The sequence below is a fragment of the Candidatus Caldatribacterium saccharofermentans genome (genome assembly GCF_050267035.1).
GTDB lineage: Bacteria > Atribacterota > Atribacteria > Atribacterales > Caldatribacteriaceae > Caldatribacterium > Caldatribacterium saccharofermentans.
The window spans coordinates 1,808,150-1,821,228 of sequence record NZ_CP187957.1 but is presented as its reverse complement, the minus strand read 5'-3'; the positions used below and the strand labels follow the sequence as shown (position 1 = coordinate 1,821,228).

Annotated in this window: 11 protein-coding genes and 1 other RNA gene; 3 read left to right on the top strand and 9 right to left on the bottom strand. The window is 57.5% G+C overall.

What is annotated here, in order from left to right:
* Window positions 1-2: 2 nt before the first annotated feature.
* The 5 genes from ssrS to rbsK form a co-directional block, all read right to left on the bottom strand.
* A non-coding RNA gene (ssrS, locus tag ACPT9Q_RS09300) (6S RNA) lies at window positions 3-160 on the bottom strand.
* A 90-nt stretch (window positions 161-250) separates the two neighbouring features.
* On the bottom strand, window positions 251-2,002 hold the full coding sequence (aspS, locus tag ACPT9Q_RS09295) for an aspartate--tRNA ligase (protein ID WP_017872494.1): 1,752 nt from the start codon (window positions 2,000-2,002) through the stop codon (window positions 251-253).
* Window positions 1,996-3,264 carry a histidine--tRNA ligase gene (hisS, locus tag ACPT9Q_RS09290; RefSeq protein WP_017872493.1) on the bottom strand — a complete coding sequence of 423 codons (1,269 nt, stop codon included), beginning with the start codon at window positions 3,262-3,264 and terminating at the stop codon, window positions 1,996-1,998. Before hisS ends, aspS begins: the two co-directional genes overlap by 7 nt.
* Before the next feature lie 15 nt (window positions 3,265-3,279).
* Window positions 3,280-3,930: an MgtC/SapB family protein gene (locus ACPT9Q_RS09285; protein WP_038304417.1), complete on the bottom strand. Its 651-nt coding sequence runs from the start codon at window positions 3,928-3,930 to the stop codon at window positions 3,280-3,282.
* Window positions 3,931-3,937: 7 nt separating this feature from the next.
* Window positions 3,938-4,903 (bottom strand): ribokinase, encoded by a 966-nt coding sequence (rbsK, locus tag ACPT9Q_RS09280; protein ID WP_017872491.1) that lies wholly within the window; start codon window positions 4,901-4,903, stop codon window positions 3,938-3,940.
* A 112-nt stretch (window positions 4,904-5,015) separates the two neighbouring features.
* Between rbsK and purH the strand changes: the two genes are divergently transcribed.
* The 3 genes from purH to hydF are packed head-to-tail and all read left to right on the top strand — an operon-like array spanning window position 5,016 to window position 9,246.
* Window positions 5,016-6,569: a bifunctional phosphoribosylaminoimidazolecarboxamide formyltransferase/IMP cyclohydrolase gene (gene purH / locus ACPT9Q_RS09275; protein ID WP_017872490.1), complete on the top strand. Its 1,554-nt coding sequence runs from the start codon at window positions 5,016-5,018 to the stop codon at window positions 6,567-6,569.
* A gap of 6 nt (window positions 6,570-6,575) precedes the next feature.
* Window positions 6,576-8,003, top strand: coding sequence for an aspartate ammonia-lyase (locus ACPT9Q_RS09270; RefSeq protein ID WP_017872489.1), 1,428 nt, complete (start codon window positions 6,576-6,578; stop codon window positions 8,001-8,003).
* Window positions 7,984-9,246, top strand: a complete 1,263-nt coding sequence (hydF, locus tag ACPT9Q_RS09265; RefSeq protein ID WP_427365649.1) for a [FeFe] hydrogenase H-cluster maturation GTPase HydF — start codon at window positions 7,984-7,986, stop codon at window positions 9,244-9,246. The genes ACPT9Q_RS09270 and hydF overlap by 20 nt, the downstream gene beginning before the upstream one ends.
* A gap of 2 nt (window positions 9,247-9,248) precedes the next feature.
* On the opposite strand, the gene ACPT9Q_RS09260 is transcribed toward hydF, so the two are convergent.
* The 4 genes from ACPT9Q_RS09260 to ACPT9Q_RS09245 are packed head-to-tail and all read right to left on the bottom strand — an operon-like array spanning window position 9,249 to window position 13,079.
* Window positions 9,249-10,070, bottom strand: a complete 822-nt coding sequence (locus ACPT9Q_RS09260) for a hypothetical protein (RefSeq protein WP_017872487.1) — start codon at window positions 10,068-10,070, stop codon at window positions 9,249-9,251.
* A gap of 13 nt (window positions 10,071-10,083) precedes the next feature.
* On the bottom strand, window positions 10,084-10,935 hold the full coding sequence (locus ACPT9Q_RS09255; protein ID WP_017872486.1) for a hypothetical protein: 852 nt from the start codon (window positions 10,933-10,935) through the stop codon (window positions 10,084-10,086).
* A 12-nt stretch (window positions 10,936-10,947) separates the two neighbouring features.
* Window positions 10,948-11,748, bottom strand: coding sequence for a dihydropteroate synthase (locus tag ACPT9Q_RS09250; RefSeq protein WP_017872485.1), 801 nt, complete (start codon window positions 11,746-11,748; stop codon window positions 10,948-10,950).
* Window positions 11,742-13,079, bottom strand: a complete 1,338-nt coding sequence (locus ACPT9Q_RS09245; RefSeq protein WP_427365647.1) for a bifunctional folylpolyglutamate synthase/dihydrofolate synthase — start codon at window positions 13,077-13,079, stop codon at window positions 11,742-11,744. The genes ACPT9Q_RS09250 and ACPT9Q_RS09245 overlap by 7 nt, the downstream gene beginning before the upstream one ends.

The following is a 13,079-nucleotide window of genomic DNA, read 5'->3' as shown; positions in this document are numbered from 1 at the left end:
AGTGTGACCCCGCTTTTGCCGTGTGTCAACCGCTTTGATCCTCGTCCTCCAAAAGGTGGGTGCCCTCCCGGAAGAACCACGGCTCTTCCGGAGTCCAGGCTCCCTGGACAAGGGTGTTGGGTCAAAGCCTCATTTGACATCACGCGCAAAGCAGGGTCACAAACCGACTTCTGCCAAGATAATAGCACAAGCCCTCGCCTTTTGCAATGACGCTCAAAAAGCCCGGACAACCGGGGGTCAAACGCCCCGGCTACCGCTTTTCCTCCTTGAGGGCAATGCCGAGGATATCGAGCTGCTCCTTCTCTACCGGAGACGGAGCACCAGTGAGCAGGCACACACCCCTTTGCGTTTTAGGAAAGGCGATGACCTCCCGGATGGAATCTGCACCGCAAAGGAGCATTACCAGCCGGTCAAAGCCTAAGGCAATTCCTCCATGGGGAGGACAGCCAAACTGCAGCGCCTCCACGAAGAAACCGAATTTCTCCCGGACTTCCTGTTCCGTCAGGTTGAGGCGGGAGAAGATTTTCTCCTGAAGGTCTCTCCGGTGAATCCGGATACTGCCCCCACCAATCTCGTACCCGTTGAGGACGAGGTCATAAGCCTTAGCCCGAACACGCTCTGGATGCTCGTCAAGGAGGGGAATGTCCTCATCAAAGGGAGCCGTGAAAGGATGGTGAACCGAAACCCAGCGCTTTTCTTCCTCGCTCCACTCAAGAAGGGGGAAGTCCACAACCCACACAAAGGCGAAACGTTCTTTCTCGGGCATCTCTCTCCCAAGTTGCACCCGGAGATTCCCCAGAAACTCCTGGAGAGCCTCTTCCTCCCCCCAGGACACAAGGAGCACCGAACCCTCACCAAAGGGGTACCTCGCCACAAGACGCTGGAAGAGCGTTTCGGGAACCTTCCCTTTGAGAGGAGAAGAGAAATCCTCCTGGACCTTTCGAACCCAGGAGAGGGCAAGGTGCCTTTCCCTTGCCTCCGCCGCAAAGAGGTCAAGCTTTTTCCGGGAGAGGGAATGGTCCTGGGGCACGAAAAGCCCCCGGAAAACAACACAGCCCTCCTTCTGGGACAGAACGCCTCCTCCCTCCTCAAGGAAAAGCGGCGTGAGGTCATCAATGGTGAGGGAAAAGCGAAGGTCCGGCTTGTCCGTGCCGTACTTTTTCAGAGCTTCCTCATACGTCAGGCGCGGGAAAGGAATCTCCAGGGTCACCTCAAGCACCTCGGCAAAGACGTGCTGCATGAGTTCCTCTACAAGCTGCAACACGTCCTCCCGGTCCACAAAGGACATCTCGATGTCCACCTGGGTGAACTCGGGTTGCCGGTCGGCCCGGAGGTCCTCGTCACGGAAACACCGGACAATCTGGAAGTACCGGTCAAAGCCAGCCACCATGAGGAGCTGCTTGAAGAGCTGGGGCGACTGGGGCAGGGCGTAAAAGGTGCCGGGATTCAGGCGACTGGGCACAAGGAAATCCCGGGCACCTTCAGGCGTACTCTTCGTAAGAAAAGGAGTTTCGACCTCGACAAAACCGCGCTCGGTAAGGAACCGGCGGATGCTCTGTGCCGCTTTATGGCGCAGCATGAGGTTTTCCTGCATTCTGGATCGCCGAAGGTCCAGGTATCTGTAGCGGAGGCGGAGGGCTTCGTCAATCTCCTTTCTCCCCTCAATCTCAAAGGGTGGGAGCTCAGAAGGCGAGAGTACCACGAATGTCAGCGCATGGACCTCGATGTCCCCGGTGGCCAGGCGGGGATTGGCCAGACCCTCAGGCCGCTCTCTGACAATACCTCTCACCTGCACAACGTACTCGGGGCGGACGGATGCGGCAACCTCATAGGCCTTTTCGTTCTCCGAACTCACCACGACCTGGGTGATACCGAAGCGATCCCGGAGGTCCAGGAAAATGATACCCCCATGGTCCCGAACCCGGTGCACCCAGCCTGCCAGGGTAACCTCCTTACCCACATCGGTTTTGCGAAGCTCGCCACAGGTATGGGTCCTCAGCATGTCTCCCGCTCCTTTCGCAGTCGCCCGAGAAGTTCTTCCTGAGAAAGGAGTATCTGTTCCCCCGAAACAAGGTCCTTGAGGGAAAAGCCACTGTTTTTCCGCTCCTCTTCCCCAGCAATGACCACAAAACGCACGCCCATTTTCTGCGCCCGTTTCAGGTGGTACCTGAGGTTCTTGCTGGCAAAGTCAAGGGAGAAGGGGATACCCACCTCATGAAGAGCCTGGCTCAGTATAAGGAGGTCCTTCTCCCCCTCTTCATCCAAAGGTGCAAGGTACACCCGAAAGGCGTCCTTCCTGGTAAAGCCACTCCGTTCAAGGAGAAGGACAATGCGTTCCATGCCCGCTGCAAACCCGACCCCCGGAACCTCAGGACCCCCAAGGGCTCGTGCCAGGCCATCGTACCTTCCGCCGCCACCAATGGCATCCTGGGCTCCTAAGGTGTGAACCTTGACTTCAAATACCGTGCGGGTGTAGTAATCAAGGCCCCGGACCAGACGGGGGTTGACCACAAAGGGGATACCAAGGTGCTGCAAAAGGAGAAAGAGCCGTTCCTCATGCCTGCGGCACTCGGCACAGAGGAAATCCTGAATGTTCGGAAAAGACGCCTCACGGAACACCGCCTGGCACGCCTCTTTCTTGCAATCGAGCACCCGGAGCGGATTCTCCACAAGGCGCCTCTTGCAGTCCTCGCAGAGCAGGTCTTTGTGGTTCTCCAGGTGCTCCCGAAGCCGCTGCACGTAGTGGGGCTTGCAGAGGGGACAGCCAATACTGTTGAGCTCAAGGGAAAGGCCAGAAAGACCAAGTTCCCGGTAAATCGTCCAGGCAAGAAGGACGATTTCGGCATCACAGGCCGGGTCCTGGAACCCTAAAGCCTCAAAACCGAACTGGTGGAACTGGCGCATGCGCCCCGCCTGGGGACGCTCATACCGGAACATAGGACCAAGGTAATACCACCGGACGCGGGGGTTCCGGACGAAGAACCCGTGCTCAAGGTACGCCCGCACTGCGGGAGCCGTTCCTTCCGGCCGAAGGGTGATGCTCCTTCCCCCTTTATCGGTGAAGGTGTACATCTCCTTCTGCACGATGTCGGTTTCCTCTCCCACCCCGCGGGTGAAGAGTTCCGTGTGCTCGAAAACAGGGGTTCGGATTTCTTCATATCCGAAAAGGTGGGCATTCCGGCGCACAACTTCCTCAAGGTGTTGCCAGAGCGCCACCTCTTCGCCGAGGATATCCCGTGTTCCTCGAGGCGCCTTTATCTCCATACACCCATCCCTTCCTCACCGAATCTCAAGGTTTTCCACCACAGAAAGCCCACGCAGAGCCGAGGCAATCTCCACAACATCGGCGCCTCTGGGGGCATGGGTGAAGAGCAGACAGAGCACCCTCCCCTCACGCTCTCTCTGAACCCTGGCGGCGGCGATATTCACCCCGAGTTCACCAAGGATCGTCCCCACCTTTCCCAAGGCTCCAGGTTCGTCACGGAGAATGAGTTCAATAGAGAGACCTCCCTTGGTTTTGAGGAAATGCCCTTCGAAGTACTCAAGAAGCCACAGGACAAGAAGGATGAACCCCACCCCAGCAAACCCCAGGGTGAACATCCCCACTCCCATGGCGATACCCACCCCACAGGTGGCCCAGAGGCTCGCCGCCGTGGTGAGTCCGGTAATAGTCGAACCGTACCGAAAGATGGTGCCTGCTCCCAGAAACCCGATGCCGCTCACAATCTGGGCCGTGATGCGGGCAGGATCAGAACCAATTCTCCCAAAAAAGAAGACAGAAACCAGAGTCATCAGAGCAGAACCAAGGCACACGAGGATATGGGTTCTGAGACCCGCAGGTTTCTCTGCCCGTTCCCTCTGCCAGCCGATAACCCCGCCCGCCACAAAGGCCGCGAAAAGGCGCAGGAGAATGGTTACTGTGTCACCCATGGACACCTCAGACACTTAGGAACTCAACCTCTCCTTCACCGTGTTCTTCAAGGAACCGCTCAAGGTCCCGCATGGAGGGCAGAGCACTCTGCGCGCCAACCCTCGTGCAGGCAATGGCTCCGGCGGTGTTGGCAAGCTTCAGGGCACTCACCCAGTCCTTCCTTTGAGCAATACCCACCAAAAGCCCGGCATTGAAGGCATCGCCTGCAGCGGTGGTGTCCTCAACCTGGACTTTCCGGGGAGGGAGGTACACGCATGTCGTATCGTCCACGCTGGCGATGGCCCCCTGGTCCCCCAGGGTGATCACCGTGCGAGCCCGGGTACGCCGGCGAAGAACCCGGAGTGCCCGCACCGCATCCTCGAGGGTCGTGATGGTGACACCGCTCAGAACTTCTGCTTCGTACTTGTTTGGAGTCATTATATCACTGGCCGTCAAGATTTCGATGGGGAATTCCTGAGCCGGGGCGGGGTTCAGGACCACGATCATGCCGAACCGGTGGGCAACCTCAATAGCCCGCCGAACCACCTCGTGAGGGACCTCAAGCTGCAAAAGCAGGAAATCACAGGATTTGAAGAGCTCCAGAGCGTTCTCCACATCCTGCACCGAGAGTTTCATGTTCGCCCCTGGGGCAACGAGAATCCGGTTCTCCCCCCGCTCGTCGATAAAGATAAAGGCCAGCCCCGTGTGGGTGAGCGGTTGCTTGGTCACAAAGGCATAATCCACGTTCTCCTGCTCGAGGTTCAGGAGGAGGCGGGCACCGAAATCATCGTCGCCCACCTTGCCAATCATGCTCACCAGTGCTCCCAGGCGGGCACAGGCAATGGCCTGGTTGTTCCCTTTGCCTCCTGGAAACATGGAGAACTCTCGAACGAAAAGGTTTTCTCCCACCTCTGGCATGCGTTCGATCCTGAGTACCATGTCCATATTGAGGCTGCCAATGACAAGGACTTTCGCTCTCTCCACAGGCCCCACTCCCTCTCCTCCCATTCTACTACAAGGTGCTCTGGTATTGTACCATAGCCATTCTTTTCAACGCTCCTCCTCTCCGGTACAATGGAGAAAAGGACACAGGAGGGTGTTGTTCATGATTCAGGTGACCACAGCGCTTCTCAGTGTTTCCGACAAAGCAGGCCTTGGGGAACTCGCACAGCGCCTCAGTGCCCTGGGGGTGCGCCTTTTCGCCACGGGGGGAACAGCGAGATTCTTGAGAGAACTCCATCTTGAGGTCCTTGAGGTTTCGGAGGTCACGGGCTTTCCGGAGATCCTCGGAGGAAGGGTGAAGACGCTCCACCCCCGGATTGAGGGGGGAATTCTTGCACGGCGGGATCTCCCTGAGGACATGGAAGACCTGAAACGCCATGGTATCGACCCCATTGACCTGGTCGTTTGTAACCTCTACCCCTTCGAAAAGAAGGTGAAGGAGGGAGAGCAAAACCTCGATGTTCTTGTCGAGGAAATCGACATCGGCGGGGTGACACTCCTTCGAGCAGCGGCGAAAAACTGGAAGCACGTCGTCTGTGTCTCCTCCCCTTCCCAGTACCCGGAGCTCCTTGAAGAACTCGAAAAGCACAACGGATATTTCCCCGAAGAGAAATCCCTCCAGTGGGCCATTGAGGCTTTTATGCGAACCTCGCAGTACGATAGCACCATCGCCACCTATCTCAGCACAGTGAGCGCCCAAAACGAAGATACCCTTCCTTTGTATCTTGCCATCCACCTCAGGAAGGCCTCACCCCTCCGGTACGGTGAAAACCCTCACCAGAAAGGAGCGCTCTACGAGGATCTCTCTCTTGACCCGGAGGGATTCTGGAGGCACCTTGAGGTTCTTGCCGAAGGGAAAGAGCTCTCGTTCAACAACATCTACGATGTCCAAGCAGCCTACAGCCTCGTCCGGGAATTCCAGGAACCTGCTGTCGTCATTGTGAAGCACAATAATCCCTGCGGCGTTGCCGTGCACGAGGATCTTGCCGAGGCAGCCCGCTTTGCCCTTGAGTCGGACCCCGTCTCGGCCTTTGGCGGGATTGTGGCCATGAACCGGACAGTCACAAGATCAAGTGTTGAGGTCTTTGGCAACCTCTTCCTTGAGGTCTTCATCGCTCCTGCTTATGAGGAGGAAGCCCTGGAACTCTTGCGTCGACGGAAGAACCTCCGTATCCTCGCCGCACCTCTTCTCCCTCCAGCTCTCTGGGACCTCAAGAAAATCGATGGGGGGTTCCTCCTCCAGGAAAACGACGTCGGAACAGTCAGCCGGGAGAACCTCCGGGTGGTCACCGAGGTGAAACCGAAGGAAAACGACCTTGAAGACCTGCTCTTTGCCTTCACCGTGGCCAAATACGTCAAGTCCAACGCCATAGTTCTGGCGAAAGACCGAAAGACCGTAGGGATTGGTGCAGGGCAAATGAGCCGGATCGACGCCCTCCGCATAGCCATTGCCAAAGCCCAGGGGAGAGAGCAGGGGGCTGTCTTGGCTTCCGATGCCTTCTTCCCCTTTTCTGACGTTGTGGAGGAAGCTGGAAAGCACGGTATTCGTGCCATCATCCAGCCCGGAGGCTCCATCCGGGATGAGGAGTCCATTGCCGCCTGCAATCGCCTGGGCATCCCCATGGTCTTCACTGGAGTGCGGCACTTCCGGCACTGATGGAACATGCGGAGAGAGCAGGATTTCCTGGGGGAAAAGGAAATCCCGGAAGACCGGTACTTTGGGATTCATGCCCTGCGGGCAAGGGAGAACTTCCCGCTTTTGCTTCCTGTGCCCCGGCCGCTCATCCGGGCATTTTTTGCCGTGAAGTGGGCCTGCACCAGGGCCAATCTCGAGATTGGACTTTTAGAGGAACCCGTTGCCTCGGCCATCCTCAAGGCCTGTGAAGAGGGCATGGCAGGGCGGTGGGATGGGGAAATCATCGTTCCCATTTTCCAGGGTGGGGCGGGAACCTCCCTGAACATGAACGTGAACGAGGTCATCGCCAACCGTGCCCTGGAGATTCTCGGATACGACAAGGGACGCTACGACATCGTGAACCCCTTCGATACCGTAAACCTCAGTCAGTCCACCAACGACGTCTTCCCCACGGCTTTGCGGGTTGCCGCTCTGTGGGAGATGGAGGAGCTGGAAAAGGCCATCGTGGCCCTTCAGGATGCCCTCCAGCAGAAAGAAAGGGAGTTTGCGGGAATCCTCAAGGTCGGTCGCACCGAGCTCCAGGACGCCGTTCCCGTGACTCTGGGGATGGAATTCGGTGCCTGGGCAGAGGCCATTGGGAGGGACCGCTGGCGCCTGTGGAAGGTGAAGGAGAGACTCAAAGAGGTGAACCTGGGAGGAACCGCCGTGGGGACCGGACTCAACGCTCACCCTCGCTACATCGCCCGTGCCATCGTCTACCTCAACGAGATTACGGGGCTTCCTGTGGCCCGGGCCATGAATACCTTCGAGAACACCCAGAACCTCGACGTCTTCTCTGAGGTTTCAGGGCTTCTGCGGACCCTTGCCGTGAACCTCCGGAAAATCACGAACGACCTGCGGCTTCTTGCCATGGGTCCCCGGGCGGGCATTGGAGAAATCGTCCTCCCACCCCTCCAGGAGGGGTCCTCCATCATGCCGGGGAAGGTGAATCCGGTTCTCTGTGAGTACGTTGAGGGCATTGCCCTTGACGTTCTGGGCAAAGACGTGGCCCTGAGCTTTGCCGCTTCAAGTGGGCAGCTTGAGCTCAACCACCTCCTGCCCTTTGTGGCGTACTTCCTCCTCACCATGATTGAAGAACTCCGGGTTGCCTGTACAGTGCTTGCGAAAAACTACATTCCTCTCATCAGGGCCGACGAAAGCCGCTGCCGGGAACTCCTCGAGCGAAGCTTTGTTCTCGCCACCTGTGTGGTCCCCTACCTCGGGCATGAAAAGACCTCACTCCTTGTCCTTGAGTGCTTGAAAACCGGCAAGGACTTCCGGACGCTTCTTCTTGAGAAGGGGCTTTTCACCGAAGAGGAACTCGGAATAATCCTCGACCCCACGGAGTTACAGAAACCCGGGATACCGGGAATGGGAAAACTCAAAAGGAGCGACCATGCAGGGAACACCCCGTAGCCTGAGACCACATATCGGGATTTTCGGACGGCGGAATGTGGGGAAGTCCTCGCTCATCAATGCCCTGGTGGGTCAGGAGGTGGCCATTGTTTCGGATGTCCCCGGCACAACCACCGATCCGGTCTTCAAGCCCATAGAACTTCTCCCCTTTGGTCCTGTGGTTCTCATCGACACCGCAGGGCTTGATGACGAAGGATTCCTGGGGGAGCTCCGGAAAAAGAAGTCCCTGGAAATCCTCAACCGCTGCGATGTGGCCCTTCTTGTGTGGGACGGCAAAACCGACTTTACTTTAGAGCGGGAAATTCTGAGGCTCCTCCGGGAACGAAATGTGCTTGTCCTCGGTGTGGCGAACAAAATCGACGAAACCCCAGTACCCCTTGACCCTCCCGAGGACTTCAGTATCCCCGTGTTCCGCACAAGTGCCAGAACGGGAGAAGGTATTGTCCACCTCAAGACTACTCTCATTGAAGTTCTGCGACAGGGGGTTCAGGAAAAGCCCCTTATCCGGGACCTCCTGCGTCCGGGGGATCTCGTGGTTCTTGTGGTGCCTATTGACCTTGGAGCTCCCAAAGGACGGCTCATCCTTCCCCAGGTACAGACCATCCGGGAGATCCTCGACGCAGATGCGGTGAGCCTTGTGGTCAAGGAACGGGAGCTCTCCGAAGCCCTGGAGCGCCTCAAAACTCCACCGCGCCTTGTGGTTACTGACTCTCAGGTGTTCCACAAGGTCGCCGGAGCCATTCCTCCCTCCATCCCCCTCACGAGCTTCTCCATCCTCTTTGCCCGCCACAAGGGGGACCTCAAGACCTTCGTGGAAGGGGTGAAGGCCGTGGAACGGTTGAAGCCCGGCGACCGGGTACTCATCCTCGAGGCCTGCACCCACCACCCTCTTCCCGACGACATCGGGCGGGTGAAAATCCCTCGCTGGCTCAGACAGTACACCGGTGCAGACCTTCACTTTGATGTCGTCGCTGGCCCGGTGGTCTCAGTGCCCCTTGCTGAGTACCAGCTCATCGTCCACTGTGGGGGATGCATGATCAATCCCAGGGAAATGCTTTTTCGGATCCACGAGGCCTCCCGTGCCCGCGTTCCCATCACGAACTACGGTGTGCTCATCGCCTACCTTCACGGCCTTTTCCCTCGGGCCCTGGAGGTCTTCCCGGAAATGGCCTTCCTAAAGGAGGAAGGAGAAGAGAAAACCCTCGCTCTTTTCCGCAGGTCTGGTGGCCGCTGGAACCTGTAGCGTCAGTTGAGCAGGGCCTGGAAGATATCGTACTTGCGGAAAGTCAGATACCGGTCGGTCATGACGTTCAAGGGTTTCTTCGTGAAGCGGAAGTTCTCCGCAATATAGGAGAGGAGTGAATCCAGCTGGTACTCCCGAGCTGTAGAGCTCTCACTGGCCCGCCGGTAGAGTTCCGCACCCTTTTCCTCAAGCTCCTCTCCCCTCCCCCGGAAGCCCCGCAGCCAGGCACGCTTGGCAAAGGAGGCGTGGAGCTCCCCAAAAAGCTGCTCAGGGAAGATGCCACTCACAAAGAGCGCGATGTCTCCTGCCCGCTTGAGGAAGATGAAACGGTACGGCTCGTCCACCCGCTCGCTGAGCTCGGCAAGGAGGTCAAGGTCAAAGTCGGAAAGGGTTTTTTTCAGGTAGATGCCCCGACCCCGGCGAATGTACACCGTGATATGGTTGATCCGGATGAAGGACACAAGAAGCTCCACCAGGTAGTCCCGCAGAGCGTCCCGGGCAAGAACTTCGAGGACCTTCTTTCCATCGAATACGGGAACCACCGTCCGGTACCCGATGCGCTCAAGCGTGTACGACTCTCGTTCAATATCCCGAATGGCCCGCCGGAGTAAAAGCTCAAAGTAGAGATACGGACTGACCTGCACGAAGAGGCGTTCGTCCTGAGCCACTCGCTGGAAGAGGAGGTCGTTCTCCAGAATCTGGTCAAGGGTTTCAGGGTCCTTTTCCACAAGCGAGAGGAATGCCTTTTCTTCCCCTCCCCGACAGAAGACCTCGGAAAGGAAGCGGAAATCTGAGGGGGTAAACTTCTCGAAGATTCTCCGCACTCCCGGTCACTCCCTAAAAGACCACACCGAACTTCTCACTGTAGAATCCCCTGACATCCTGTATCTCTTCGCGCCTCCGTATATTATAAACGTACCGGAGCACCCGCTTCTTCCAGAAGTCGTCAGAACTCAGATACCCCCGACGCCAGATATCGAAATCGTAGGCCTTCACCTGGAAACTCAGAACGTACTCCTTCTCCATGACAAGCTGCACCACAAGCCACGCTGCTTCAGGAAAAACTCGCTTCAGGGCGTCGAAGCCAACCCCAAGTTGATTCCAGAGTGCCTGATCAAGAGCACGGCTTGCCATCTCCATGCGGATATAGGCCTGGTTGTCCTCTTCCGAAAACCCCACATCGAGCACAGTGTACCCGAACTCCTGAAGAAGTGACACAGTTCGTTTGATGGCCTCCTCTCTTGAGGCACTCTCCACGATATTGCTTTCCACGAGGGTAAAGGAGGTCTCAATGAGTTTGTCCTGCGCAGCGTAAAAGCAGGCAACCCACCTCCCCGAAGGAACGGCCCGGGAGCCCAGAGGGAGCTCTCCCTGAACCCCCACGTATGCTTCATCGCTCTCGAGAACAAGGGAACTCTCCACCGGAAGACCTTCGGGAGGAAGAAACTCAAAGCGGAATTCGTCCCCCTTTTTCACCCCTTCAAGGAAAACCCAGAAGATGACCGCTTTATCCTCGGTGCTGAACTTATCGGTCCGATCCAGGGGAAGGCCGTCTTTGTCCAGGCCCCGGCAGAGGGCATAGTCAAGGACGGTTGCAGCCAGCGAGGTTCCAAGAAATAACACAAGGAAAACGCCCAGAGCCAACCCGGAAAGGTTTCTGCCCACCACGTCTTCACCCACATCCATCATACTGCAAGAGCCTCAGGAACACAACTTCCCGGAACGATAGGCCGCAATGTAATTCATGCAGAACTCATCCTGCCCGGTGAGGGCAAGAGCAGCAAAGAGCACAGCCATGAGCTCCTGGTCGAGCGGATCAACAATTGCCGCATCAAGACCATACCCGATACAGAGGGCCAGAAAGGTGCGGTTCAAAAGACGACGATTGGGCATGCCGAAAGAGATGTTACTCAGCCCGCAGATCGTTCGCACCCCGGGAAACTCCTGCTTGAGGGCTTGCAGGGTCTCGAGGAATACTCTGCCCTGTCTCTGGTCCGTTCCGATGGGCACCACAAGGGGGTCGATGAAGAGCCGCTCCCTGGGAATACCGTAATCTTCAGTTGCCTGCACCAGGCGCTCCACAAGCTTCAGACGATCGGCCACGGTCTCCGGAATCCCCCCATCCCCCATGGCCAGCCCCACCACGTACGCTTTGTGCTCTTGAGCAAGGGGTAGCACGGCTTCAATCCGTCGAGCCTCAGCGGTGAAGGAATTAATCATGACCTCCCCCTTCCGGTACACCCGCAGGGCCCGGGCAAGAGCCTCATCATTTGCGGTGTCAAGGCAAAGCGGAATGTTCACCGCATCCTGCAGGAGTTCCACAAGCCAGGGGAGATTCTCAATTTCCTTTTCTGCCTCGGTTCCAGCATTCACGTCCAGGAAATGGGCACCCGCCGCTTCCTGCTTTTTCGCTTCCTCAAGGAGAAACGCCACATCTTTCCGCTCCAGGGCCTCCCGGATAGGTTTCCGGGTCGCATTGATGCGTTCGGCCACAATCAGCACAGTTCCACCTCCTCTTCAAGGATTTCCTCAAAACGCAGGGCTTCTTTAAAGAGTCGGGCAAGGTAGAACGAGCCGGCCACAAGAAGAGGAAGGCCAAGGGTTCTCGCCACGCTTTCCGCCCTTTCCCGAGCCCGGTATGGGTCGGGAACAAGCTCTATGGGAACGCCGAGGGAAGAAAAGAAGGACGACGCCACCTCCACCGGCAGGGCTTTGGGATGGAAGGGTTCGGTGAAGATGCAGTATCCAGGGAAAGTCCGGAGCACCTCGGCAATTCCTGCACAGTCTTTCCCTTCAAGGAACCCCAGAAGGCACACGGCTTTCTTAACGTCGAGGTAGTCCCGAAGGGTTGCAAGGAGCACCTCAAACGACGCCCGGTTGTGGGCGACATCGAAAACGCGAAGAGGCGAAAGAGAGAGTACATCCACCCTCCCGGGCCAGCGGAAAGTGCCCGTAACCTCCTGGAGACGGGAAACCTCACAGGGAAGGCCGAAGAGCTTTACGACAAGAAGGGCAGCGAGGAAGTTCTCCACCTGGTGGTCCCCAAGAAGGGGAAGCATGATCTCCCCCTCTCCCCACCCCTGAACGTGGAAGCGGAATCGAGAACCCTGAAAACCACGGAAGGTGATGTCGGCATGGCATTCTTCTGTGACTTCAAATACCGGCACCTCTTTCTCCTCCGCCTCCCGGAGAATGACCCTTCGGGCTTCTTTCCTCTGGGGAGCAAGTACAAGAGGGATGTTGCTTCGGAGAATCCCGGCCTTCTCCCAGGCGATTTGCTCGAGAGTATTCCCCAAAACCTCCATGTGGTCGAAGCTTACCGGAGTGATGACCGTCACCTGAGGCTCGGTGACGTTGGTGGCATCAAGTCGCCCTCCAAGACCAACCTCCACCACGGCCACATCGACGTCCTTTTCGAGGAAATAGAGAAGTGCCAGACCCACGGCAACTTCAAAGTACGTGGGCTGTCCCCAAGGGGATTCCCGCTCCATTGCCTCCACTATGGGGCGAACCCGGTCCACAAGGCGGGCAAGCTCCTTGGGGCTTATGAGCCGGTCGTCAATGCGGATGCGTTCCCGGAAAGTCAGAAGGTGGGGCTTGGAGAAGAGGCCGCAGCGCAGGCCAAAAGCGCCGAAAAGCCGGTGCAGCATGTAGGAGGTGCTGCCTTTCCCCTTTGTTCCGGCGACAAGGACCGTGGGGATGGTTTTCTGGGGGTTCCCCAGACGCTCCATAAACTCCCGCATGCGTTCGAGCTTTAAGTCCGTGTAGGGAACCCGGGCCTTTTCGTAATTGATGAGCCCATAAAGGTACTCCAGAGCTTCCCGGTACTCCAT

Coding starts and splice junctions, on each gene's coding strand:
- aspS (WP_017872494.1), bottom strand. CDS start 2,002: ATGCTGAGGACCCATACCTGTGGCGAGCTTCGCAAAACCGATGTGGGT.
- hisS (WP_017872493.1), bottom strand. CDS start 3,264: ATGGAGATAAAGGCGCCTCGAGGAACACGGGATATCCTCGGCGAAGAG.
- ACPT9Q_RS09285 (WP_038304417.1), bottom strand. CDS start 3,930: ATGGGTGACACAGTAACCATTCTCCTGCGCCTTTTCGCGGCCTTTGTG.
- purH (WP_017872490.1), top strand. CDS start 5,016: ATGATTCAGGTGACCACAGCGCTTCTCAGTGTTTCCGACAAAGCAGGC.
- ACPT9Q_RS09270 (WP_017872489.1), top strand. CDS start 6,576: ATGCGGAGAGAGCAGGATTTCCTGGGGGAAAAGGAAATCCCGGAAGAC.
- hydF (WP_427365649.1), top strand. CDS start 7,984: ATGCAGGGAACACCCCGTAGCCTGAGACCACATATCGGGATTTTCGGA.
- ACPT9Q_RS09255 (WP_017872486.1), bottom strand. CDS start 10,935: ATGATGGATGTGGGTGAAGACGTGGTGGGCAGAAACCTTTCCGGGTTG.
- ACPT9Q_RS09245 (WP_427365647.1), bottom strand. CDS start 13,079: ATGGAGTACCGGGAAGCTCTGGAGTACCTTTATGGGCTCATCAATTAC.